Origin of the sequence: Mucilaginibacter flavus (genome assembly GCF_030409315.1) — a bacterium.
GTDB classification, from domain to species: domain Bacteria; phylum Bacteroidota; class Bacteroidia; order Sphingobacteriales; family Sphingobacteriaceae; genus Mucilaginibacter; species Mucilaginibacter flavus.
In genome coordinates this window covers 229,239-251,322 of the sequence record NZ_JAUFPS010000024.1, presented here as the reverse complement: position 1 = coordinate 251,322, position 22,084 = coordinate 229,239, and the positions used below count along the sequence as shown (strand labels likewise).

Sequence of the window (22,084 nt, the reverse complement as noted above, 5' to 3'; positions counted from 1 at the left end):
AAGCTTTTAGCTTATATATGAGTAGTAAAACTTTTTTTTGTGTAGATGCCCATACCTGTGGCAATCCTGTGCGATTGGTTGCCGGCGGTGGCCCCACGCTTAAGGGCGATAACATGAGCCAGAAACGTCAGCACTTTTTAAAAGAGTACGACTGGATACGTACCGGCCTGATGTTTGAGCCCCGCGGGCATGATATGATGTCGGGCAGTATATTGTACCCCCCTCATGACCCGGCTAATGATGTGGCAGTTTTATTTATTGAAACCAGCGGCTGTTTGCCCATGTGTGGCCATGGTACTATTGGTACCATCACCATAGCTATTGAAGAAGGATTAATTCAGCCTAAAGTACCAGGCATTGTGCGCATGGAAGCACCGGCCGGTTTAGTACTGATTGAATATAAGCAGGAAGGTAAAAAAGTTACCTCGGTTAAGTTGAAAAACGTAGCCGCTTATCTTGCAGCTACCAATCTGGAAGTGGAATGTCCTGATCTGGGCACTTTAACCATCGATGTATCATACGGTGGTAACTACTATGCTATTGTTGATCCGCAGCCAAACTTTGGCGGTATTGAAAACTACACTGCCGGACAGCTGATTGCATGGAGCCAGGTTTTGCGCAAACGCATCAACGAAAAATACCAGTTTGTACACCCTCAAGATCCTACCATTAACACCTGCACCCACATCCTTTGGGCTGGCGCAGTGTTAGATGAAACATCAACCGCCCGCAACGCTGTTTTTTATGGCGATAAAGCGATTGACAGATCACCTTGCGGTACCGGCACATCGGCACGTATGGCGCAATGGCATGCCAAAGGCAAGCTTAAAGTTGGCGAGCCTTTTATCCACGAAAGCATCATAGGCAGCAAATTTACCGGCAGGGTAGAGGAAGAGGTTAAGATAGGCGAATTAGATGCCATTATCCCAAGTGTAGAAGGCTGGGCCAAGGTTTACGGCTACAACACCATCAAAATTGATGATGATGATCCGTACGCGCACGGTTTTCAGGTGATATAATAGCTACAGAAATAAATAAAATAATCCGTCATTGCGAGGAACGAAGCAATCCCCAATTAGCAGATAAGCCATGTAAATCGGCCCTGTATAGTTTGGGATTGCTTCGTTCCTCGCAATGACGGTTGGTAAATAAATTAAGCCTTTGGCTTTAAGCTCTAAAATAAAAATGTCAAAAGTACTGATCATAGGTGGTGGTATAGTTGGTTTAAGCTCGGCTTACTATTTGCACAAGGCCGGGCACCAGGTAACGGTTTTGGATAAGGGAGATATGACCGATAGCTGTTCATACGGCAATGCCGGTATGATTGTGCCAAGTCATTTTATTCCACTGGCTACGCCGGGTATGGTGTCGCAGGGAATTAAGTGGATGTTTAACAGTAAAAGTCCGTTTTATGTTAAACCATCCTTGAATCCGCAGTTGATTTCCTGGGGATTGAAATTTTTGCAGAAAGCAAACGCCGGTCATGTTGAAAGATCGGCCACGCCCTTAACCGAACTATCCTTGCTCAGCAAAAAACTTTACGAAGATTTAAGCAAGCAATCCGGCTTTGATTTCGACCTGGTAGAAAAAGGCATCCTGATGTTTTACAAAACCGAAAAGGCAGGTGAAGAAGAAGCCCACATGGCTGAAAAAGGGCGGGAGTTGGGTTTGGATATGGCAGTGCTTAGCCCGTCAGAATGTAAGGCATTACAGCCCAATTTGGAGCTTGATGTATTAGGCGCGGTACATTACCGTTGCGATGCGCACTTATCGCCCAATAAACTGATGGCTGCCTTTTTAAAATACCTGAAAGGCGCCGGCGTAAACCTGGTGACCAATAAAGAGGTAACTAAAATTGAAACTACCGGTGGTAAAGTAAGCACTGTGTTATCGCACAACGAAAAATTTACTGCCGATGAATATATTGTGGCAGGTGGCTCATGGTCGCCGGCTATTGGGAAGTTATTAGGCATAAAGATTTTGCTGATGCCTGGTAAAGGATATTCCTTTAACGTGAAGCAAGAAGTACCAGCGATGGAGATCCCCGCTTTGTTGGCCGAAGCCCGTATAGCCATTACCCCGATGAATGGTGGCTTACGCTACGGCGGTACTATGGAGCTGGATAAGATTAACAGCCGCATTAATATGAACCGGGTAAAGGGCATTGTTGAATCGGTACCTAAATACTTCCCTGGTTTAAAACCGGCGGTACCAACTGAAAAAGATATCTGGTTTGGTTTCCGTCCTTCGTCTGCCGATGGTTTGCCTTATATAGGTCGTAGCAATAAATTCAGTAACCTGGTTATAGCTACCGGCCACGGGATGATGGGTCTGGGCTTAGGTGCGGCTACAGGTTTATTGGTACAGGAGATTGTATCGGGCGATAAAACGGCTATTGGTATTGATGCTTTTGCACCGGATAGAAACTAAGAATAGTTTATAAATTAGACAACTGCCTTTTAACCTTTAAAGGCAAAACAATAAAGCGAAAGCCTTACTGAGTTTTAAAAACTCAGTAAGGCTTTCGCTTTATTGTTTTTAGTATTAAAATGGATTAATTTTTTGTTAGTTAAACAAACGCAACGATGTATTTGTGGTCAAGCAAAAGTATTTATCAAACTTTTTGCACTTGCAAGGCGAGTAATAGCGTGAATTGCCTTTTGATGATCAACCTGTAGCGAATTTTTGATAAGCCGTTTTTAAATTAAGGAAGTACTTTTCATAATAATTAAATGATATCCACGCTAAGCAAATAACCCCTATATATACAAGTGGATAAAGCAGATACATTGCGTGAAAATGATTTAATAAAACAATCAGTACGTTTACCACAACTATGTGGTACATGTAAATCCCGTACGATATTTTACCCAAAAAGTTGAATATAGGATATTCCATATTGATTATGCTGGTATCAGGATGTACAAGATTATAAATGATTAAGCCATAAATACCGGCGTGTACTTCCCACATTACCATTTTTGGAACAACGTCGTAAAACACTAAAAATATCTCTAAAACGTATAAAAATGCCTGGAAAAATTTATTGGTAAGATATTTTTTTAAATCAAATTTGATATTTAGTATAGCAAAGAAACCTCCGATTAGCAAGCAATCAAACTTTAAGCCATCGCGCATGAAATCATTTAGTTCGCTCCAAAAAACGTTGGTGTGGTATTTAGTAATGTATAAATGTTTTACCCCAGCTACAGCTATAAGGTATACAATAACAAAGCCGATGATAAAAATCATCAAGCCTTTAAATTTTAGACGGTTAACTACAAAAGGCCAAAAAAGATAAAAATACTCTTCAATGCCTATTGACCAAGCCTGGGCGCAATACAGTATTGGGCCAATAAAATAGATCTGAACATGGGGTAAGAAAGCGATATACAAAAATATATTTTCGATAAAACTTCCCTGGGGTGAAATAAAGGTGCTATTTAACCGAAGTGCCGGGATGTAAAAGTTAATTAATATGGCAATTACAAATATTAAATAATATAAAGGCCAAATTTTCAATACCCTACGCATTAAAAATTTCTTGATATCTACTCTTTTGAAGCTTTCTTTTTCTGCTAATATTAAAGATGTGATTAGGAAGCCACTCAATGAAAAAAACAGATCGACACTTAATTTTCCAACTAATACAACTGGTGGGTACCCCCAATGATTCGGTAAACCGTGAAGTGATTTAAGTTGCTCGGTATGATGAAATACAACGATGAGAGCCGCAAGTGATCTAACAAAATTGAGGTTTGGGTAGTGTATTTTTTTCATTCGACGGCTAAGATAGATAAATAATAAAAAAATCACGATGTAAGCCGCCCCTTTCTAAAGGCAGATGTTATTAGCCTCACAAGTTAAAATCTCGTAAAATTGTACTTAATGTTCTGATTGATAGGGTCGGTTTCTCTTGTAAAATATTGAATATTATTTAGTTATAATAAGTTTTCGAAGCCTATGCAGAAACTGGAATAAGGCGGTTCTGATGATGACGATTTAAAAAAGTAATGTTTTTATTGGTTTATTCAACAAACTATACTAATCACAACGCCTCATTCACCAACTCATTCAATTCATAATACCGTTTATTCCTGCCATCGTTATTCAGGTAAAATGTCATCATAAAAGCGGCGTAATGCTTATCGTTGTTCACCCACGGAAAGCTGCCAAATAAACCCGGACTACTGATAAAAAATGTTTTATTCGTTCCCGGAACTTTTAGCACCCATTCGCCAAAACCATAACCGGCATTGCCGGCTTCGGCAGGGGAGTAGGCTATTTTAACATTGGCCGTAATACGGTCAATTTGCATTTCGTTAATGCTTTTTTCGCTTAAAATGCGCTTGGCGTTAAAGGTGCCCTTGTTAAGGATCATCACCAGGAAATTCAAATAGTCGTTAGGGGTGCTGTATGCGCCGCCCGCCGGTAATGCTACCGGTCCTTTGCCAAAATCGGAATTTGACATGTTTAACGGTTGGGCAATACGTTCGGCAAAAAGTGTTTCAAAGCTTTTACCGCTTATTTTTTCGATGATGGCACCGGCAATTTGCAAACCGGTGTTGCTGTACCTGAACACAGTGCCTGGTTTGCCTTCCATCGGCATATCGGCTATGTTTTGAATGGCTTCATCCATGCTGTTCATCTGCCGCATTTCCTGTAAACTCTCCTTCAAATCGGGCGCTCTGATGCCAGTGCGGTGCGATAAACATTCGGCTATAGTAATACCACCCTTGCCGCTTTTTGAAAGCACAGGCAGATATTTACCAACGGTATCATCAAGCTTTAACTTGCCCTCATCAACAAAAGTCATGACAAGGGCGGCGCTAAACCATTTGCTGCAACTGGCTACCGGTATTTTAGATGTTGGCGTAAAGGCATCGGTGTTTGGCGTTTTGCCCATTTTGCGGGCAATCATTTTGGTGACGAATTTTTGCTTCATCGTCATATCCGTTTTACTGCCGGTATATATCACCTTGCCATCTTTATACACCACTAAAATTACCCGACCGCCCATTTGCTCTACATTGGCAGATAGCCATTGGTCAACTTTTTCAAAATTGTGTTGGGCGTGAGAGGTGAGCGTACTTGCTGCAACCAACAGTAATATCAGGACTATCTTTTTCATAACTCTCTAAATAAAAAACGGAACGCGCCCGGCTCATAAATTTGCTATAACCCGGGCGCTATTCAAAATTCTAAATCCGAAATCGAACATCCGAAACGGCGGAGCCTTCAACGGAGTTAATCCGAAATCAATTTGCTTTTTTTGCTCTTTGCATCAGTTGGTTTTTCATGGCCTGTTCAATATCCTGGTATTGTTTAAACTGAGCCTCGGTAAATACGGGTTTTAGCTCCTGGTCTTTAGCCTCCTGTAGTTTCATAATCTGCCTTACCTTGCTAAACCTGCCGTCGTCGCTTTTCAATACCGACTGAAATTTATAAGCGTAATTTAAGTTGATTGCCCTCACCTTATCAGCCTGTGTGCTATCCAACTTCAGTTTGGTAACCATGGTGCCGGTTTGGAATTTTGCCCTGTCCTCGGGCGTGGAGTTTTTAAGATCGGGCCCTGTACCCTGGGCAAATGCCGAACCAGTAGTCAGGCAGATCATCAGCATTAAACAAACCCTTACGCAGGTTTTAAATAGATTGTTTGGCTTTTTCATCATTGGAATGTTTTACTAAAATGCAGTTTACCAGCTAATGGCATAGCTTGCGCCGCTAATTAAAACCAGGTTGGCTTTGTTATTACCCTGGAAGGTAATGGTGCCGTTAAAGCTAAAGCTTTTGCCCGATGATGAAGTGCCTGTTAAAGTAACGGCCGCCGTACCAGATACTATTTTCAAGGTAGTTTTATCAACAAGCACATTGTTTGATGTTATGCTTAAATTACTTGTAAAAGTGTATTTACGGGCTATTTTTGAAGTTTGCGTACCGTTACGTACATAAGTTGAGCTTAAGGTATATGTTGATGCTGTAGGCTGCAAATTGGTAAGTACAAAGCCGCCGGTGCTTTTATCATCTGACGACATTCGTGGGCCGTCAAAAGTGCTGCTGCCTGTAAAGTTAAACGTTAGCTGGCTTGGTACTATCCCCGCGCAGGTAAGCATGTAATCCCAGCTTAAGTTGTAGCTATAGGCTGGTGTTGCGCCGCTGGCGCTTGTTTTACTAATGGTAGAGTCTTTTTTTCCCCCACAGCTTAAGGCTACATTTTTATAGATACTTACCGAACTGTTTACCTGCAAGGCAAACCCGCCTGTTGTAGGGGTTATGGCGTCGGTGGCCAGTTCGGCAGCATCTGCCTCGGTTACAGTAACAGGGGTGCTTGTTGCGGCTGCATCTTTTTTACAAGAGTACAATCCTAAACCCAGTCCCGATGTTATGAATAACATCACCATTGTTGTTTTCAAGTTTTTCATAATATTAGCTTTTACGTTTTTAGATTATTTGTGTTCTGTTTGATTTTGCGTTTGATTGATCAGGAAGCCAGTTGGTTATATTCACCGGTCTTTAAAGTCACGTCTTTAATTTTTACTGTCGATGCTTCTTTTTTGGTTTGTTTTAATGGTTTACCCTTAAATAACTCGATGAAGCCCTGAGCCATCAGCATAAAAGGATTATAGCTTACAAAGCCGGTGGTTAGTCCGTATTGTACTTTTTCAGTTTCGGGCTGATAAGTGCCAAATAATTTATCCCAGATGATAAGCACCCCGCCAAAGTTTTTATCAATGTAAATAGGATTGCTGCCATGATGTACCCGGTGCGATGAAGGCGTATCCATCAAGTTTTCAATTATACCTAAAGTGCCCACAGCTTCGGTATGTAAAAAAAATTGATAGGCCAGGTTAAGTACGTAGGAGATGATGATAAAGTCGGAAGGCAAGCCCAGCAACGCTGCGGGTATAAAAAACAGCGGACTAATCAGCGCAGAAAACCAGTTTAAGCGATAGGCGGCAGTAAGGTTCATATGCATAGCCGAGTGGTGCACCAAATGGAAAGCCCAAAGCGGCTTCCAGATGTGTGATATGCGATGAAACCAGTAGTAAATAAAATCGGTGGTAAAAAAGGTAAGCACGAAAACCCAGGCGTTGCGTGGCAAATGAATGGGCGTAAGGTTTGCAAAAATACCCAGCACGGCTAATTGATACCCGGCAAAAATATATTTAGATAACTGGAAGCCTGCAAACACCGAAAGGTTTGATAAGGTTTCTTTAACATTATATGCGCCTTTATCCTTTCTCCAGCTCCAGATAATCTCGGCTGTAACCATTACAGCCAGGAATAATAAAATGTATATGCGGTAGGGGCCAACTTGATGTTTCATTTTCTTTATGTTTTATTGACAATATAAAATTGACCAGAAAATGCTACCTAAGTTTGGCTAAACAAGGTGAAGCTGAAAAAGTAGGGGGTGAAGTGATTGGTTCCTATTGTGTCTTAGTATTTTGGGTTATGGTGAAAATACCTACCATAGGTTGCGAAACGAAAGCGCCTCGTGTTCCGAAAAGTGTCAGCAGAACAGCTTCGGGCGAAAACGGGCAGAACGATGGTGGGTAGTGCAGTGGCAGGGCATAGGAGTTTTTGCATGCGTGGGGGAATGAGGGTTAGGGCAAAATAATCCAGCCCAGGTTCTGTCCGTTTTGCAGGGCAAAGGCCTTGAGCGCAAAGAAGCATTTCTGCTGACTTGATTTATTCACCAGTAATTTATTTTTATTGGTGTTCATTATCTCGCTGTGCTCGGTCTTTGTTACTTTTTTATCAAGAAAAAAGTAACAAGCCCCTTCCCGCGGCGAATGAGCGGGCCGATGTTATTCGTTTCTACTAAATGTACTTGTAAGGATGGTGAAAGTCATGAGTAATAAGCCCGCTTGGCCAATGCATTGGAAACCATGACGCAGAAACCCTTACCCTCCTTCCCCAAGGAAGGAATCGCACAAGGCCGCCGCTGTTTCGGTTTTAAATTTCAAATCCGAAATCGAACATCCGAAATCGAAAATCCCAACTAACTATCCATCCACTTCTTAAACTCCGGCACCCTTGCCTTACTTATCAAAATCTTCTCCGGCGGTTCCGGTTTCATTTTTAGGGATAGGCGCCCGTTAAAGTAAAAATCTACCTCGGCAATAGCCCCACGATTTATTAGAAACTGGCGGTTAGCTCTAAAGAAAAGGCTGGGGTCTAATTGTTGTTCCAATTGCTCCATGGTAAACTCAATGTTGTATTGATGCCCATCTGCGGTTCGGACGTATACAATTTCATGAGCGGTATAAAACCAGGCTATCTTGGCGGTTTCTACCGGGATCAGTTTGTCCCTGAAATGTACCAGGAACGATTTTTTATAAGGTTTGGCCAGCACCTTCATCTGCTCCAATAACTGGGCAAAGGGTTGCGCGTTTTCGTTTTGGGGCGATTGAGCCATCCATCTTTTAAACTTGTTAAGGGCTTGTTCAATTTCGGCCTCGTCGAAAGGTTTCAGAATATAGTCGATGCCGTTGTTTTTGAAAGCTTGTATGGCGTAATCGTTATATGCGGTTACAAATATTACCGGTTTCAGGATTTCAGCCTGTTTAAAAATATCAAAGGATAAACCATCGGCCAGACGTATGTCCATAAAAACCAGGTCGTAGCCTTTTTTATTGTTATTAAACCAGCCGGTGGCGTCATTTACATCGGGGAGCGAGGCCTCAATGCTGATATTTTCATCAATAGTTTGCAAAACATGAGCAAGGTTACGGGCGGTAACCGGTTCATCTTCCACAATAACAATCCGTAGTTTATTCATGCAGCAAAGGCAGTTTAACAATAAATTGATCGGCCGTTTTCAAAATCTCAATATCCCGGTGAAGTAAAATCTTAAAACGCTGACTTAAATTGGCCAATCCCGTACCGGTACCTTCGGCTTCAACCGGGTTAAGGTTATTGCTCACCGTCAACTGATCCCAAATTACATTAACAGTAACCGTTAATGGCGACTTAAGCGTAGCCGCGTTATGCTTAGCCGCGTTTTCTAACAAGGGCTGTAAAGACAGGTGCGGCACTTTGTAGTTTAGGTACTTTTCGTCAACCTCAATTTTTAAATCAAAAGCGTTCTCAAAGCGCATTTTCAACAGCTGGGCAAATGATTTTACCATGGTCAGTTCTTCTGCAACGGTAACCAAATGTGCTGATGGCTTTACTAAAGTATATCTAAAAACGGAGGATAAATGTTTGATGTATTGCTGAGCCAATGCAGGGTTTTCCCGCACCACGCCCGATAAGCTGCTTAAGGAGTTAAACAAAAAATGGGGGTTAAGCTGCTCTTTCAATAACTCCAGTTCGGCAGTGGTGTAGGCATTTTTCAGCCGTTCGTTTTCGAGCGCCTGCTCTTTGGTTTGCCGCATGAGCAGGATAAGTTTGATGATAATGCCCACCAATATTACCGTTAAAGAAAAACGGGTAAAATATCCGGCCCAAAAAGCGCCTTTAAGCTGCCCATCATTAAAAGCGAAAATACGTTTCTGGATGCCCCCGCAAACTACCATGCAAAAAAATGATAGGGTAATATTGTAAATGAAATAAGGGAGGTATTTATTCCGGTCGCGGTAGTCGGTCAGCCAACCATCCTTTAAATTGAGGTAAAATAACAGGTAACAAAAGCCAAACTGTACCGCGAACTGAAAACCGAGTTCGGCGGCGTTAAAGTGCCAGTAGTGGGCTACAATACCGTTTTCGCGCAAGGCCAGTAGTTTAGCACTGTTTAGCAGCAACGCTATCAGCAAGGAACTGTAAAGCCACAATTGCCTCTCGGTTTTTCATCAGGTAAATCTACCTAAAGATAACATCATGCTGCTAAAAATTAGGGTGAAGCTGAAAATTTGAGGGGTGAAGAGCGTCGGCCTCACCCTGCCCTCTCCAAAGGAGAGGGTTCTGATTTGCTTGTGTATAGAGTTAGCGTTTAATCAACTTGCAAATCAAAGTCCTCTCCTTTGGAGAGGATTTAGGTGAGGCTATTTTAGGTGAGGCCGCGGCTATTTTTTACAAAAGTCCCCTTAACTTATGAAAGCTTTTTAACATCTTTACGGTATACATATTTTTAGCACGATGCAGCATTGGTTAGTAAAAAGTGAACCCTTTAAATATAGCTGGGAAAAGTTTAATAAGGATGGTCGCACCTTTTGGGATGGCGTACGTAATTACCAGGCCCGTAACAATTTAAGACTGATGCAGGAGGGCGACCTGGTGCTTTTTTATCACAGTAATGAGGGCAAAGAAGTAGTGGGCATTGCCAAAGTGGTAAAGGAATCTTACCAGGACCCAACTACCGAAGATCCTAACTGGGTTGTGGTTGATCTATCGCCGGTAGAAACTTTAAAAAAGCCGGTAACGTTAGAAACTATTAAAGCCGACGAACAATTGAAAGATGTAGGCCTGGTAAAACAGGGCCGCTTATCGGTAATGGCATTAAAACGCGAAGAGTTTGATCGCATTTTAGAGCTGGGCAGTTAATGGCCGCGCTATCAAAACTCCAAAATATAGCTAAGGCGGCCTTAATGGTCGCCATATTTTTTACTCCTGCCATAGCCATGGCGCAGTCGCCTTTTGGCGGGCTCGAAAACTTGTTTAATGTTCCGCAAAGCTATGTAGTAAGGCATATAGCCAAAGCGCCTGTTATTGATGGCGATATTAATGATGCGGTATGGCAGCAGGCCAAATGGACAAATGATTTTGTTGATATTGAGGGTGATTTAAAGCCGAAGCCAACTTACAAAACCAATGTAAAAATGCTTTGGGACGATAGTTGTCTATATGTAGCCGCCCGCATGAGCGAGCCGCAGGTTTGGGCCACCCTAAAAAATCACGACGATATTGTTTACCACGACAACGATTTTGAACTTTTTATTGAACCCGGTTCAACAACGCATAATTACTACGAGATAGAGGTAAACGCCTACAATACCATTTTCGATTTATTTTTAAACAAACCCTATCGCAACCGTGGTGGCGGATTGATTGGCTGGGATGCTAAGGGACTGCGTTCGGCGGTTAAGATCCAGGGGACGCTGAATAATACAGCGGATAGAGATGAGGGATGGACGGTTGAAATGGCTATCCCTTTTAAAGCTATTACCATGGGTTTTAACCCTCAAATCCCTAAAGATGGTACCATTTACAGGCTGAATTTTTCGAGGGTGGAGTATGATGCCAAAATAGTTGATGGACGTAATGTGAAGCTGAAGGATTCAGCAGGGCGTGATCTACCGGAGCATAACTGGTCGTGGTCGCCGCAGGGCGAAATTGCCATGCATAGTCCCGAGCATTGGGGATATCTTTTGTTTAGCACCCGTGAAGCCGACGATGTGGTGTTTAAAATGCCTTATTCCGAAGAGCAGAAGAAATACCTGTGGCTTATTTATTACCGCGAAAAGCTTTGGTACAAAGAGCATCATGAATATACCTCGAAACTGAGTAAACTCGGTATTGAAAGTAAATACGACATAGATGGTAAGCGCAACACGCTAAGAATTGAAGCCACCAAAACCCAGTTTGCCGCTTTTATAAATACCGACGATACAGAGATCGCCATAAACCACGAGGGTTTCATTGAACAATTAAAACCGTTACGCTATGAATAAACGCCAATTTTTAAAAGCCGGTTTATTGGCCGGTGTTGCCGCGCAATTACCTTTAGCCGGTATTGCTGCCGAGGTAAAATTACCCGCCAAAAAGAAGGTAATGAAAAACTGGATCTGGATCAATCCTAACTTGAAGGATACTGACCTGGATTTAGAAACCAATTACACGGCATACAAGGCGGCAGGTATAACGGGAATATTTTTTGAGGCTGATAGCGAGCGTCATTTCCGTGCGGCCAAAGCGCATGGTATTGAGGCTCACCGTTGGATATGGACGTTTAACCGGGCCGAATTACTCACCGAACACCCGGATTGGTACAGCAAGAGCCGCAATGGCGATTCCTGCGCCGATAAGCCTCCCTATGTAACGTATTACAGGTGGCTTTGCCCATCGCGCCCCGAGGTGCAAAATTACCTTACCGATATTGTGGATAAGGTTTTAACGTTGGATTATGTAGATGGCATTCACCTGGATTATGTGCGTTACTGCGATGTAATATTGCCTTTAAACCTTTGGGATCATTACAAAATTGAACAAACCAAAGAACTGCCCGAATATGATTTTTGCTATTGCGAGGTTTGTCAGGCCAAATTTAAAGAGCAATACAATCAAGATATTAAAGCCATCCAATATCCCGAAGCCAGTCTTTCATGGCGGTTGTTTAGGTACGGCAATATCATTCGCGTGGTTAACAGTATTTCTGAAGTAGCCAAAAAGCATAAAAAAGCCATCACAGCCGCTGTTTTCCCAACCCCCGAAGTTGCCCGTAGAAATGTGAGGCAGGATTGGACAAACTTTCATTTGGATGGTGTTTGCCCTATGATATACCACGGTTTTTACAAAGAAGGCGTACGCTGGATAGGCGATGCCGTAGCCGAAGGCGTTCACTTTTTAGATGGCAAATTCCCGCTGTACGCAGGCCTTTATATTTCTGATTTTAAGAATGAAGAGGAAATTCGTACCGGTATACAATACGCGCTGAAGAATGGCGCAGCCGGGGTTTCCTTTTTCGGCCACGTTACGCCGGGGATACTGGATATTTTAAAGCAGGAAACTAAAGTTTAGATGTGCAAATGTGCAGATTTCAGATGTGCAGATGATATTGATTTGAGAATTTGAATATGATGACAAGAAATCTTCAAATCTTACATTATTTTTCATCTGCATATCTGCAAATTTGAAATCTGCACATTGAGTGAAATTCATCTGCATATCTGCACATTTGAAATCTGCACATCTGATAAACTCACCCCCTCAACTTATCCAATAAATCACTTAATTGCCCGGCTTCTTCTTCGCTGAGGTTGTTTTTAAGTACTTCGCGGGTTTTAAACTCTTCGTCCATTTTGGCAAGGGTTTGCAGACCAAGTTCGCTGATTCGGATGTCAACTGCGCGGCGATCTTTGTTATTGGTACAACGTGAAACCAGTTCTTTTTGAATCAGGCGGTCAACAATACGGCTCGCGTCCGACATTTTATCAATCATCCGTTCCTTCAACAAATTGATAGTTGCCGGTTTTGGATACTGACCTCTTAAAATACGCAGAATATTAAACTGCTGCTGTGTAAGGTTATGCTTATCAAAATGGCAACGGAAATAATTACCTAACCAACCCGATGTATAGTTAATGTTGATAGCAACTTTGTGGTAATTATCCTCAAAATTAGTGCTTTGTATTTCGTCGTCTATCCGCATAATAGTTTAATGACTAAAGTGCAAATATCTCTAATTATTTTTAATTTGTTGTTATCGGCACAGCGGCATTTCGTTAATCCTCCGGTTGCTTCTCCGGTTGGTTGTTGCTTTTTTCGGGTTTGCCATAATCCCAGGGGCAATGCAGGCATTTGTTTTTACAGCAATAGCCACGTTTTTGGTGGTATTGTTTGGTAAAAACAAAGTTGCCGTCCTCGTTTATATAATAGTCAACACCTTCCTGTAACATTAGTTGAGTATTTTAACCAGTATCTGGTCTTTAAAATGGTTTTTAAGGTGCCTGCCATCGCCGTGAAGCGTCCAAACCTGTTTGGGTTGGGTGCGGGCAATAGTTTCTAATATATCGTTCCAGTCCACGTGGTCGGATATAAAAAGCGTATCCTGGTTATTAACCTGCAGGTTTTTCCAGCCTGAAGCAAATAAGCGTTTAACCCCTGTAGCCCTGATGTAACTATCAAACGTAAAGGGTGGCACTATGTATACAAACTCGTCCTGCACTTTCATTAGTTTACGGCCGTACATTTGGTATTTGCCTATCATAACGCCCATGCGCTCGTAAATGGCGTTGATGGGCATTATTTTATGGTGTACCAGGATTTTTTTTTGTGGGGCATGCTGGGTAATCAAATTAATTAGCCGTTGGCTTTTGCCTAATCCGTAAGCGCCCAAAAGTATATTGCTTTTAATAGCGTTGATCTTCTTGATCTCTTCAATAGGATCGGGGTGAATAACGGCTGGGTCAGCAAAGGTACTTTCCGTGATCAGCACATCGGTAGTAACCCATTCAATAGGCTCGCAGGTGGCATCGGGCTGTAATTTGTAATCGCCGGTATACAAGTATCTGGAACCATTATACTCCATCAGAATTTGCGCCGAACCAAGCATGTGGCCGGCGGGTATAAACGTGATGCTTACCCCTCCAATAGTAAAAGGTTCATTAAAAGTAATGATGTTAAACACTTTGGCTGCCGAGCGTTCATAACGTAACTGCATCACATTTGCCGTAGCGCGGGTACAGTAAACCTCATTGTTACCGCTGATGGCGTGGTCGGCATGGGCATGGGTAATTACCGCGCGTGTGGCAGGTAATTTAGGGTCGAGGTAAAAATCGCCGTACTTGCAGTAAAGTCCTTTTTCATCTATCAGTACAAAATCGTCGAGTATCATATTTGGGAGCCGAAAGCGGAACGCTTAAAGCATAAAGCTAATTTTTTATAATGTATTGGCGAGTGATAAATACTTCTCATGTAAAGCTATCACCTGCGGTATCACCAATTGCACATCATCGTTAATGATGATATCATCTGCCAGTTTTTTCTTTTCCTCTTCGGGCATCTGGCGGGCTTCGCGTTTTTCAACTTCGGCTATGGCAATGTTGTCGCGCTCCACTACACGGGCCATTCGTTTTTCAAAAGGTGCGGTAACTATCAGCGTACGATCACAGGTTTTGTAAGATCCGCTTTCAAACAAAATAGCCGCTTCACGAATAATATAAGGCGCATCTTTAGCGTCGCTTTCCAGCTTATCAAAGGCCCTGAAAACCGCGGGATGTACCAGCGCGTTTAGTTTCTCCAATTCGGCAGGGTTATTAAAAACAATGGCCGAAATGTGTTTACGGTTAAGGCTGCCATCGTCAAAGTAGGATACCACACCGAAGGCCTGTTTAATGGCGGCTATCAATATCGCATCGGTTACCATTACCTTTTTAGCTTCATCATCAGCATAAAAAACGGGGATGCCCAGCAGTTCAAAAACTTTGGCTACCGTGGTTTTGCCGCTGCCTATATTGCCTGTTAAACCTACTTTAAGCATTATTTTTTGATGATGAAATCAATATTAGCCGGAACAACCTTAACAATTTTGCAAAAAGGAGGGAAGCGGTTAACTACTACCGGCAGGGTTGAGTATCCGTGATCGCGCCAAAGGTCAAGATCGGCAGTGGCCTCAAATAAATCCTCTGTCATATCCTTATACCGGTTTAAGGAGGTAGTAAAGGTAACCCTCACCTTTTGCGGAAACACCTTAACATTATCGTAATTGTGGTTGTTGATGAGTTTAACGGGGATATCTAATGTTTTTTCGGTAAACTCATCAACAGGGATAATTACCTGCACGGTTTTGGGGTATACATTTAAATTGCCCTCCTTAACGGGCTGTAAATTTATCCTGGTGTTAATGGTTTCGTTTATTTTATCGGCATGGATAGAGTCTGTTCGCCAATCCGTAATTTCCTTTAACCTATCAGTAGGGCCGCTCACGGTTACATAGGCTGGTTTGATAGTTACATTGCCCGATACGGCAAATTGTTTTTGATAGCTGATGTTCATTAATGCTGTTACCGGCACCTTTTTGGTGAGCCTGTTGCTGAAATCAAAATAAAGGGTATCGGGGTCAATTACCGAAATCTGTTGATTTGCATCCCGCTTTGCGTTAATTTGTTTTAGCTGGGTGCTTAGCACAACGTAATTACGTGTTTCCAATGGCGATAGATCGATGGTGATGGGTTTACTATCGGCCCGCATTTTAGAAAACAGCATTTGCCAGCCTGTTCCCTGTACCGTAGCTTTAAGGGTATCGGCCTGTAAAGAATGAAAGGCCCGACGCTGTGGCGTGTTTTTGTAAGTTACCGCCGTATCAATAGTATAAGGCAACGGACTTGACAGCGTAGTAAAAATCCAGGCAATAATAGCCAGCCCCAAACAGGTAAAAAATACCGAGAGCCTCCTGCGTTCTGTTGCTGATAATTTTACTATAGCCATTCTTTTGGAGTAAGGATTTATGGAGCAAGGAGTAAGGACTTTCTTGCATAAAGGATTTAGGGAGTAAGGATAAAGGATTTTTTGCTGAAGGCAAGTTGAAAGTCGTCAATTTCCTCGCCTTAAATCTTTTGTCTTTGCTCCTTTATCCTAAAAAAGGCGAAAGCGTAATGGTAAAACTACCAGTTCTCTTTCGCCTTTTGGAGTTTTAAGTCTTTTGTCTTTAAATCCTTGCTCCTTTGTCTTTTTATCTTTGCTCGTGAAAGCTTAAGCTTTCACAGTAGCTGGTGCGTTCAATGCTTTTGAGGCATCTAAAGAAATTGCTGATTTATCGAAACGGATTTTACCGTTATCAACTTCAACTAAAAAAGTAGTGTCGTTAAGGTCGATGATACGGCCGTGGATGCCGGCGGTGGTAACCACCCTGTCGCCTTTTTTAAGTTCATCTACGTATTTCTTTTGATCTTTTTGCTTTTTAACCTGCGGACGGATCATGAAAAAATAAAATACCACGATAATTAATACCATTGGTATCAACATGCCATAACCTTGCTGACCGGCGGCCTGTAAAAAAATAGTTGCTATCATTGTTTAAATTAAAAATTATTTAGTTAAAACTTCGCCAATAAGGTGTACCATAGTTTGCGCGGGTACGGTATTGGCAGTACAGGTAATTTGCTTATCCTGTAAACCGGTTTTGCCGGCGCTGTTAAATGTAACCTTGATTACGCCGCTTTCGCCTGGTTTAACAGGTGCTTTTGGCCACTCCGGTATAGTACAGCCGCAAGTAGCATGCGCTTCGCTGATAATTAATGGCGATTTACCCGTGTTGGTAAATTTAAAATCGTAATTAACCTTATCACCTTGTTTGATTTTGCCAAAATCATGGCTTTCTTTTTCAAACTTCATTACCGGTGCATTGGCTGCATCTGCAGTGGTTGTAGCGCCTGCCGCTGGTGTTGCGGTGCTATCTGCTGCCGCGGTTGTGCTGCTGGTTTTTGATTGGTTACAGGCCGATAATAACAGGCCTGCGGTTACTAAGCTTAAAAACAGTTTCTTCATTTTTTAAAAGCGCTATAGTGGTTATTCTATTAATCCTCTGCCAATTTTTTTGACTTTGTTTTCGGCCCTAAGGTCAATCAAAATCTTGTCTAAGATACCGTTTATAAATGAATTACTCTTAGGTGTGCTAAACTCCTTTGAAATTTCCAGGTACTCATTAATAGTAACTTTAACCGGGATAGAAGTGAAGTTAATGAACTCTGTAATAGCCATTTTCATTAACAAGGTATCCATCATCGCAATACGGTCTGGCTCCCAGTTGGTGGTTTTGGCGGCTATCAACTCCTGGTAAGGGGTATCAAAACGGATGCTTTTTTCAAAAAGATCAACTACAAATTCACGGTCTTCTACCCAGTTACCGGTAATTTCGGCCAGGTGGTTTTGTTTGTAATCTTCGCTCGAAAAGTTTTTGAATGTTTTAGCGATGAGTGCCTGTAATACATCTTTATCTACGGGCCAAAAAATAAACTTGTCTTCAAAAACCTGCTCGGCTAATGATGATTTCAGAATTACTTTTTTGAAAATAAATTTAATGATGTCTTTATCCGTTTGGATAGTGTCGCCTGTTTTTGCCAGGTATTCGGCATATTCAGGTGAGTTTTTAAGAGTGATGAACAGGGTTTTTGCCAATTCGGGCTCAAAGCCCCAATCAACCTTATACTTTTTTAAAGCAATAAGGTAATCCCTGTTATCATTTAAGGAAAGGATAAACCTGTTGCCAATAATTTTAAGGTTGGCATTAAGGTCATCGGCGGTGGGTAAATGTTTGTTGGCTCTTTCGGCGGCGTCGTTTTCGGCAAAACTAACCACTTCAGAAATCAGCGACAGCATCCAAACATACATTTCAAAAACCTGGTCAATACTGCCCAGCATGTTTTTTTCGTGCTGCTTAATTTCTCTAACGTCCGATTGATGGAACGCGTACAATGCCTGTAATACTTTTACCCGTAGGTGCCTTCTGTTTAACATGTGTAAGAACGATTTGATTTGCTATAAATAGCAAACGGTTAATTTATTATAATTAATATGATGATTTTACTTTTTTAATATCTGCTATCCGTTTCTCGGCAATTTTGTTGGCCGCTTCGGTAGTAGAAATGTTTTCGAGCTTTGAAAGTTTTAAAATGTTGCGTGTAACGTCGTAAATATTTTCGGTAAGCTGAATAGTGCGTTTTTTGCTGAAGCCCTTCAACTCCGAATAGCAATTGATAATGCCACCCGCGTTAATCACATAATCGGGGGCAAACAAAATGCCTTTATCTAACAGCATGGTACCATGTTCAGCCTCGTTCAATAACTGGTTATTGGCCGAACCGGCAATGATGCTGCATTTTAGTTTATTGATAGTTTGGGTATTAACCGTGCCGCCTAAAGCGCATGGCGCGTAAATATCGGCGTCGATATCAAAAATACTGTTGTTTGATACCGCCTGGGCTCCGTATTTTTTGGCTATCTGGCCAATACGGTCTTCCTGTATATCACTTACATAAACCTTTACATTTTCTTCACGCAGTAAGCGCACCAGGTGCTCGCCTACGTGGCCAACGCCTTGTACAATTACCGAGCGACCGGTAAGGGTATCGCTGCCAAATTGTTCTTTAACGCAGGCTTTAATCCCCATAAAAACACCTTTAGCTGCAACGGGCGAAGGATCGCCACTACCACCCAATGACTCGGGAATGCCGGTAACATGTTCGGTTTCCATACGGATGTATTCCATATCGCGCGGATTAGTGCCTACATCTTCGGATGTAATAAACTCGCCGTTAAGGTTTTTAATGAAACGACCGAACTTCCGCAGAAGAGCTTCGGTTTTATCGCGGCGCGAATCGCCAATGATAACCGAGTAGCCGCCACCCATGTTAAGGCCTGCGATGGCGCATTTATAGGTCATGCCTTTTGAAAGGCGCAATACATCTTCCAGTGCATCGGCCTCTGTTTTGTAGCTCCACATACGGGTACTGCCAAAAGCCGGACCTAACGTAGTATCATGTATTGCGATAATAGCTTTCAGATTCGTTTCCGGATCACTGCAATACACCACTTTTTTGTGCCCGAAAGTATCGAGCTGACTGAATATAGATTGCATTGATGGTTGAACGGACATTAGCTATGGCAGTAAATGTTTTAAGGCGGCACAAAAGTAGGTGTTTTTTTGGTTTCGCCAAAGTTTAATTGACTTGCAAAGCTTGTGTTTTAAGGTAAAAGTTGGTTTGAATGTCATTTTGGAGGCAGGGGAACCAGAAGCCTGTAAATTTCGGGAAGCCCTGTTTTGAACCAGTTTGGTATTTCGGCATTTGAGAGGGGAGTAAATGACCCTGATTGGGTGATGCTACAAACCGGTAGGATGTTATTGTTGGATGTATCTAAAATTTCTATTGAGTGGAACATTTTGAAGTTTTTGTTTAGCATCTCCATGTTTCCGTAAAAGTTGTTTTCGATTGCCAGAGGAGGAACATGAAATCCTCCTTTTTTAACTCGTATATCGACACGTTGTACAGATTTATACAAATTATTCAGGCCACAGAAAATTAAATGAATTTCGAATCCTGCTTCTTTAAATTTTTCGGGGATTTTCCACGCACCTGCTCCAGTGAAATGCCCTTCATAAGCAAAATGAAGTTTCTCTCGTATATGTTGAGCCGTTAAGTCAAGGAAATGTTCTTCTAAGGCTGCCTCTGCAAGTTTTCGCGACTCTTTAGAGCTTTTATATTTTTTATAAAACTCAGTACTTTTTTGGGTGAAAAAAATGTCGCCATCAAAAATATTAAGATCACTAAATTCAGGGGGCAACAAAGTTTGCTTTAATGTGGATTTACCCGCCCCGTTGCTGCCAGTTACAATAAAAAGCTGGGGCTTAATAATTGAGGCCATGGGCTTTTCTAACAATAGCGGCTTCGCTTTTATTTAAAACCTTTACTATTTGTCTTGGAATTTCGATGTTTCGTTTGTCGAGTTTTTCAATTTGGATATTGCCATCCGGATATTCATAGTAAGCTTGATCTTCGGGCAGGTTTTCATCAAAAATCATGAAACAATGCCCCTGCTTCAAATCCTCGCTACGAAGCTTACGAATAACATCCTGCATCGACGCTATTTTTAAACTATAAGTATTGGAGAAGTTATTGATAATTGCTGTCGAACTCATGTTGGTCATTGCTTAATGTTGTATTTTGCAAGTGACTACAAATTTAATAATTAAAAGCTAAAGCCGAGATCATTACCTTTATTAAAAACTCATCCCCATGAAAGTAGTACGCGTACAATACACCACCAAAGCCGAATATGCCGCCACTAACCAGGCCAATATTGCCGCGGTGGTTAATGAATTAAAACAATTGAACCATCCGGGTATTAAATACGGGGCATGGCTGCTGCCCGATGGTAAAACCTTTATGCACTTTGATCAGTTTGAAAGCGAGGAAGCTCACCTGGTATTGCAGGGGTTGGAATCATTCAAAAAATTTGCTGCTGAACTTTGGGCAAGCGAACTGGAGGTTGAGCCGGTGCTGGATTTGCTGTCGCTCGCGGCATCTACAGAAGATTATTATAAATAGTTATAATCTCCCTGACTTTTAGAAGTCAAGGAGATTAATAAGATGCTTATACCTCGATGCTTTCTACCGCTTTACTCAGCGCGGTCTCCTGCAAGGCCGGTACTTTTAAACCTTCGGCGCGGTAGGTGGTAATATCAGTCATCCCTAAAAAGCCTAATACGGTGCGTAAATAAGGCTCGGTAAAATCATAAGCTTTCATAACTCCTTCAGAGTAAATCCCGCCAGACGCGATGGCCAGGTAAACCTTTTTGTTTTTTACCAAACCTTCCGGCGTACCACCCGAATAGTTGAAAGTTTCGTTGGCACGGGCAATGTGGTTGATCCAGGCTTGCAGGGTGGAGTGGATGGTGAAATTGTACATAGGTACGCCTATCACAATCACATCAACAGCTTTTAATTCGGCAATAGCCGCGTCAGAATTTTTAATGGCTTCGGCTAATTCCGGCGAACGCTTTTCGGCAGGTGTAAAAAATGACTGGACATGCACATCCTCCAAGTGTGGATATGGGTTTTGGGAAAGATTGCGGGTTATAACGCTGCTGCCGGGATGAGCAGCCTGTAGTTTTTTGACAATAGCATTCCCTAACTGAATGCTCACTGAGGCCGCGCCGCGAGGGCTTGATACGAGGTGTAATATTTTCATTTGTTTGTTTTTAAAGTATGCCACAAACCTATCTATCGTAGCCTTTAAAAACATCAGACTATCCCAAAGGATAGTACTATCCTTTGGGATAGCCGGCCCCTGAAATCAACTTTAATGAGGCAATGGATGGCCGGGATTTGCCCGGAAAAGCCTGGCGTAATGACTAAAATAAATCTTTAAGACCTGTTGGAAATGAGTATCATTATAGTTAAATTAGTATTACCAATTGTACTACAAACTTAAATCAGGAGAATTTGTCATGAAGAAGAAAAACGCACCAGTTACTCAGCCTGACAAGACTGAAACTATTAAATCAGAAGTACTACCCGACGCTAATCGTAACTCCAAAATGTATCGCGATCATTCACATTGTGATCACGCGCATGGCAGGGTTAACAAGTTCCCAATCGGGAGCAGCCATGGCCCAAATTTCTTTTAAACGGGCTGTTTAAGCCATGAGCCGGCACATGAGGCCGCTATTTTTAGTGCGGTACCTCATGGTTTGGCTTGATCTTTTTTTTAACTCCTTATTAGCGGGATATGGCTGCATTGTCTCAAAAAAAGGCATCATAGCTTTATAATATTGCACTGAATAGGAGATAGGTTAGTTTATCCACTACTATTGCGCGTGGCATGAAGGCGTTTTCTTAATTTATTCCTTTAACCGCCTCCACCGCCAGCCGACATTACTTCCCACTCGTCGGCATGTTTCCACTTCACAAAAAATATTTTCAAA

General features: G+C 42.1%; 25 protein-coding genes. 6 read left to right on the top strand and 19 right to left on the bottom strand.

What is annotated here, in order from left to right:
* Nucleotides 1–17 precede the first annotated feature (17 nt).
* Together QWZ17_RS09245 and QWZ17_RS09240 are read left to right on the top strand one after the other, a co-directional pair.
* Nucleotides 18–1,019 (top strand): 4-hydroxyproline epimerase, encoded by a 1,002-nt coding sequence (locus QWZ17_RS09245; protein WP_290304890.1) that lies wholly within the window; start codon nucleotides 18–20, stop codon nucleotides 1,017–1,019.
* Between the two features lie 166 nt (nucleotides 1,020–1,185).
* On the top strand, nucleotides 1,186–2,430 hold the full coding sequence (locus tag QWZ17_RS09240) for an NAD(P)/FAD-dependent oxidoreductase (protein ID WP_290304889.1): 1,245 nt from the start codon (nucleotides 1,186–1,188) through the stop codon (nucleotides 2,428–2,430).
* A 237-nt stretch (nucleotides 2,431–2,667) separates the two neighbouring features.
* Here QWZ17_RS09240 and QWZ17_RS09235 read toward each other — a convergent pair whose 3' ends face one another.
* The 7 genes from QWZ17_RS09235 to QWZ17_RS09205 form a co-directional block, all read right to left on the bottom strand.
* A complete protein-coding gene (locus QWZ17_RS09235) occupies nucleotides 2,668–3,816 on the bottom strand; it encodes an acyltransferase family protein (RefSeq protein WP_290304888.1) in 1,149 nt (382 codons plus the stop codon).
* Nucleotides 3,817–4,048: 232 nt separating this feature from the next.
* The gene (locus QWZ17_RS09230; protein WP_290304887.1) at nucleotides 4,049–5,131 is read right to left on the bottom strand and encodes a serine hydrolase domain-containing protein; all 1,083 of its coding nucleotides are present in this window, start codon (nucleotides 5,129–5,131) and stop codon (nucleotides 4,049–4,051) included.
* Between the two features lie 127 nt (nucleotides 5,132–5,258).
* Nucleotides 5,259–5,672, bottom strand: coding sequence for a DUF4890 domain-containing protein (locus QWZ17_RS09225; protein ID WP_290304885.1), 414 nt, complete (start codon nucleotides 5,670–5,672; stop codon nucleotides 5,259–5,261).
* 24 nt (nucleotides 5,673–5,696) lie between these two features.
* Nucleotides 5,697–6,422, bottom strand: a complete 726-nt coding sequence (locus QWZ17_RS09220) for a hypothetical protein (protein ID WP_290304884.1) — start codon at nucleotides 6,420–6,422, stop codon at nucleotides 5,697–5,699.
* 59 nt (nucleotides 6,423–6,481) lie between these two features.
* Nucleotides 6,482–7,327: a sterol desaturase family protein gene (locus tag QWZ17_RS09215; RefSeq protein WP_290304881.1), complete on the bottom strand. Its 846-nt coding sequence runs from the start codon at nucleotides 7,325–7,327 to the stop codon at nucleotides 6,482–6,484.
* A gap of 678 nt (nucleotides 7,328–8,005) precedes the next feature.
* Nucleotides 8,006–8,785 carry a LytR/AlgR family response regulator transcription factor gene (locus tag QWZ17_RS09210; RefSeq protein ID WP_290304880.1) on the bottom strand — a complete coding sequence of 260 codons (780 nt, stop codon included), beginning with the start codon at nucleotides 8,783–8,785 and terminating at the stop codon, nucleotides 8,006–8,008.
* On the bottom strand, nucleotides 8,778–9,779 hold the full coding sequence (locus tag QWZ17_RS09205) for a sensor histidine kinase (RefSeq protein ID WP_290304879.1): 1,002 nt from the start codon (nucleotides 9,777–9,779) through the stop codon (nucleotides 8,778–8,780). Before QWZ17_RS09205 ends, QWZ17_RS09210 begins: the two co-directional genes overlap by 8 nt.
* Nucleotides 9,780–10,083: 304 nt before the next feature.
* Between QWZ17_RS09205 and QWZ17_RS09200 the strand changes: the two genes are divergently transcribed.
* From QWZ17_RS09200 to QWZ17_RS09190, 3 genes are read left to right on the top strand one after another with little or no spacing between them, the layout of a single operon-like run.
* Complete coding sequence (locus tag QWZ17_RS09200) at nucleotides 10,084–10,488, top strand: EVE domain-containing protein (RefSeq protein WP_290304878.1); 405 nt, start codon at nucleotides 10,084–10,086, stop codon at nucleotides 10,486–10,488.
* On the top strand, nucleotides 10,488–11,615 hold the full coding sequence (locus tag QWZ17_RS09195) for a carbohydrate-binding family 9-like protein (RefSeq protein WP_290304876.1): 1,128 nt from the start codon (nucleotides 10,488–10,490) through the stop codon (nucleotides 11,613–11,615). The genes QWZ17_RS09200 and QWZ17_RS09195 overlap by 1 nt, the downstream gene beginning before the upstream one ends.
* Entirely contained in the window at nucleotides 11,608–12,681 is a 1,074-nt protein-coding gene (locus QWZ17_RS09190) for a family 10 glycosylhydrolase (RefSeq protein ID WP_290304875.1), read from the top strand. Before QWZ17_RS09195 ends, QWZ17_RS09190 begins: the two co-directional genes overlap by 8 nt.
* A gap of 181 nt (nucleotides 12,682–12,862) precedes the next feature.
* Here the strand turns inward: QWZ17_RS09190 and QWZ17_RS09185 are convergent, their stop codons facing one another.
* The 11 genes from QWZ17_RS09185 to QWZ17_RS09135 all read right to left on the bottom strand — a co-directional run bounded on the left by QWZ17_RS09185 (nucleotide 12,863) and on the right by QWZ17_RS09135 (nucleotide 20,296).
* A complete protein-coding gene (locus QWZ17_RS09185; protein ID WP_290304874.1) occupies nucleotides 12,863–13,312 on the bottom strand; it encodes a MarR family winged helix-turn-helix transcriptional regulator in 450 nt (149 codons plus the stop codon).
* 73 nt (nucleotides 13,313–13,385) lie between these two features.
* Complete coding sequence (locus tag QWZ17_RS09180; RefSeq protein ID WP_290304873.1) at nucleotides 13,386–13,559, bottom strand: C1orf53 family protein; 174 nt, start codon at nucleotides 13,557–13,559, stop codon at nucleotides 13,386–13,388.
* Nucleotides 13,559–14,497 (bottom strand): MBL fold metallo-hydrolase, encoded by a 939-nt coding sequence (locus tag QWZ17_RS09175; protein ID WP_290304871.1) that lies wholly within the window; start codon nucleotides 14,495–14,497, stop codon nucleotides 13,559–13,561. The genes QWZ17_RS09180 and QWZ17_RS09175 overlap by 1 nt, the downstream gene beginning before the upstream one ends.
* A gap of 45 nt (nucleotides 14,498–14,542) precedes the next feature.
* Nucleotides 14,543–15,142: a dephospho-CoA kinase gene (gene coaE, locus QWZ17_RS09170; protein WP_290304869.1), complete on the bottom strand. Its 600-nt coding sequence runs from the start codon at nucleotides 15,140–15,142 to the stop codon at nucleotides 14,543–14,545.
* Entirely contained in the window at nucleotides 15,142–16,089 is a 948-nt protein-coding gene (locus tag QWZ17_RS09165) for a CdaR family protein (protein ID WP_290304868.1), read from the bottom strand. The genes coaE and QWZ17_RS09165 overlap by 1 nt, the downstream gene beginning before the upstream one ends.
* Before the next feature lie 264 nt (nucleotides 16,090–16,353).
* The gene (gene yajC / locus QWZ17_RS09160) at nucleotides 16,354–16,674 is read right to left on the bottom strand and encodes a preprotein translocase subunit YajC (RefSeq protein WP_290304867.1); all 321 of its coding nucleotides are present in this window, start codon (nucleotides 16,672–16,674) and stop codon (nucleotides 16,354–16,356) included.
* A 15-nt stretch (nucleotides 16,675–16,689) separates the two neighbouring features.
* Nucleotides 16,690–17,148 carry a DUF1573 domain-containing protein gene (locus QWZ17_RS09155; RefSeq protein ID WP_290304866.1) on the bottom strand — a complete coding sequence of 153 codons (459 nt, stop codon included), beginning with the start codon at nucleotides 17,146–17,148 and terminating at the stop codon, nucleotides 16,690–16,692.
* A 21-nt stretch (nucleotides 17,149–17,169) separates the two neighbouring features.
* Nucleotides 17,170–18,117 carry a transcription antitermination protein NusB gene (locus tag QWZ17_RS09150; protein ID WP_290304865.1) on the bottom strand — a complete coding sequence of 316 codons (948 nt, stop codon included), beginning with the start codon at nucleotides 18,115–18,117 and terminating at the stop codon, nucleotides 17,170–17,172.
* A 52-nt stretch (nucleotides 18,118–18,169) separates the two neighbouring features.
* On the bottom strand, nucleotides 18,170–19,237 hold the full coding sequence (locus QWZ17_RS09145; RefSeq protein ID WP_290304864.1) for a Glu/Leu/Phe/Val family dehydrogenase: 1,068 nt from the start codon (nucleotides 19,235–19,237) through the stop codon (nucleotides 18,170–18,172).
* A gap of 131 nt (nucleotides 19,238–19,368) precedes the next feature.
* Nucleotides 19,369–20,022 carry an ATPase gene (locus QWZ17_RS09140; RefSeq protein ID WP_290304863.1) on the bottom strand — a complete coding sequence of 218 codons (654 nt, stop codon included), beginning with the start codon at nucleotides 20,020–20,022 and terminating at the stop codon, nucleotides 19,369–19,371.
* Complete coding sequence (locus QWZ17_RS09135) at nucleotides 20,006–20,296, bottom strand: hypothetical protein (protein ID WP_290304862.1); 291 nt, start codon at nucleotides 20,294–20,296, stop codon at nucleotides 20,006–20,008. Before QWZ17_RS09135 ends, QWZ17_RS09140 begins: the two co-directional genes overlap by 17 nt.
* Nucleotides 20,297–20,393: 97 nt before the next feature.
* Between QWZ17_RS09135 and QWZ17_RS09130 the strand changes: the two genes are divergently transcribed.
* A complete protein-coding gene (locus QWZ17_RS09130; protein ID WP_290304861.1) occupies nucleotides 20,394–20,705 on the top strand; it encodes a hypothetical protein in 312 nt (103 codons plus the stop codon).
* Between the two features lie 46 nt (nucleotides 20,706–20,751).
* Here QWZ17_RS09130 and QWZ17_RS09125 read toward each other — a convergent pair whose 3' ends face one another.
* The gene (locus QWZ17_RS09125; protein ID WP_290304860.1) at nucleotides 20,752–21,348 is read right to left on the bottom strand and encodes an FMN-dependent NADH-azoreductase; all 597 of its coding nucleotides are present in this window, start codon (nucleotides 21,346–21,348) and stop codon (nucleotides 20,752–20,754) included.
* Nucleotides 21,349–22,084: the final 736 nt, after the last annotated feature.

Excerpts from the sequence above, each read along its gene's own strand:
- QWZ17_RS09245 (WP_290304890.1), top strand. The coding sequence starts at position 18 with ATGAGTAGTAAAACTTTTTTTTGTGTAGATGCCCATACCTGTGGCAAT.
- QWZ17_RS09240 (WP_290304889.1), top strand. The coding sequence starts at position 1,186 with ATGTCAAAAGTACTGATCATAGGTGGTGGTATAGTTGGTTTAAGCTCG.
- QWZ17_RS09230 (WP_290304887.1), bottom strand. The coding sequence starts at position 5,131 with ATGAAAAAGATAGTCCTGATATTACTGTTGGTTGCAGCAAGTACGCTC.
- QWZ17_RS09225 (WP_290304885.1), bottom strand. The coding sequence starts at position 5,672 with ATGATGAAAAAGCCAAACAATCTATTTAAAACCTGCGTAAGGGTTTGT.
- QWZ17_RS09220 (WP_290304884.1), bottom strand. The coding sequence starts at position 6,422 with ATGAAAAACTTGAAAACAACAATGGTGATGTTATTCATAACATCGGGA.
- QWZ17_RS09215 (WP_290304881.1), bottom strand. The coding sequence starts at position 7,327 with ATGAAACATCAAGTTGGCCCCTACCGCATATACATTTTATTATTCCTG.
- QWZ17_RS09210 (WP_290304880.1), bottom strand. The coding sequence starts at position 8,785 with ATGAATAAACTACGGATTGTTATTGTGGAAGATGAACCGGTTACCGCC.
- QWZ17_RS09200 (WP_290304878.1), top strand. The coding sequence starts at position 10,084 with ATGCAGCATTGGTTAGTAAAAAGTGAACCCTTTAAATATAGCTGGGAA.
- QWZ17_RS09195 (WP_290304876.1), top strand. The coding sequence starts at position 10,488 with ATGGCCGCGCTATCAAAACTCCAAAATATAGCTAAGGCGGCCTTAATG.
- QWZ17_RS09190 (WP_290304875.1), top strand. The coding sequence starts at position 11,608 with ATGAATAAACGCCAATTTTTAAAAGCCGGTTTATTGGCCGGTGTTGCC.
- QWZ17_RS09185 (WP_290304874.1), bottom strand. The coding sequence starts at position 13,312 with ATGCGGATAGACGACGAAATACAAAGCACTAATTTTGAGGATAATTAC.
- QWZ17_RS09180 (WP_290304873.1), bottom strand. The coding sequence starts at position 13,559 with ATGTTACAGGAAGGTGTTGACTATTATATAAACGAGGACGGCAACTTT.
- QWZ17_RS09175 (WP_290304871.1), bottom strand. The coding sequence starts at position 14,497 with ATGATACTCGACGATTTTGTACTGATAGATGAAAAAGGACTTTACTGC.
- coaE (WP_290304869.1), bottom strand. The coding sequence starts at position 15,142 with ATGCTTAAAGTAGGTTTAACAGGCAATATAGGCAGCGGCAAAACCACG.
- QWZ17_RS09165 (WP_290304868.1), bottom strand. The coding sequence starts at position 16,089 with ATGGCTATAGTAAAATTATCAGCAACAGAACGCAGGAGGCTCTCGGTA.
- yajC (WP_290304867.1), bottom strand. The coding sequence starts at position 16,674 with ATGATAGCAACTATTTTTTTACAGGCCGCCGGTCAGCAAGGTTATGGC.
- QWZ17_RS09155 (WP_290304866.1), bottom strand. The coding sequence starts at position 17,148 with ATGAAGAAACTGTTTTTAAGCTTAGTAACCGCAGGCCTGTTATTATCG.
- QWZ17_RS09150 (WP_290304865.1), bottom strand. The coding sequence starts at position 18,117 with ATGTTAAACAGAAGGCACCTACGGGTAAAAGTATTACAGGCATTGTAC.
- QWZ17_RS09145 (WP_290304864.1), bottom strand. The coding sequence starts at position 19,237 with ATGCAATCTATATTCAGTCAGCTCGATACTTTCGGGCACAAAAAAGTG.
- QWZ17_RS09140 (WP_290304863.1), bottom strand. The coding sequence starts at position 20,022 with ATGGCCTCAATTATTAAGCCCCAGCTTTTTATTGTAACTGGCAGCAAC.
- QWZ17_RS09135 (WP_290304862.1), bottom strand. The coding sequence starts at position 20,296 with ATGAGTTCGACAGCAATTATCAATAACTTCTCCAATACTTATAGTTTA.
- QWZ17_RS09130 (WP_290304861.1), top strand. The coding sequence starts at position 20,394 with ATGAAAGTAGTACGCGTACAATACACCACCAAAGCCGAATATGCCGCC.
- QWZ17_RS09125 (WP_290304860.1), bottom strand. The coding sequence starts at position 21,348 with ATGAAAATATTACACCTCGTATCAAGCCCTCGCGGCGCGGCCTCAGTG.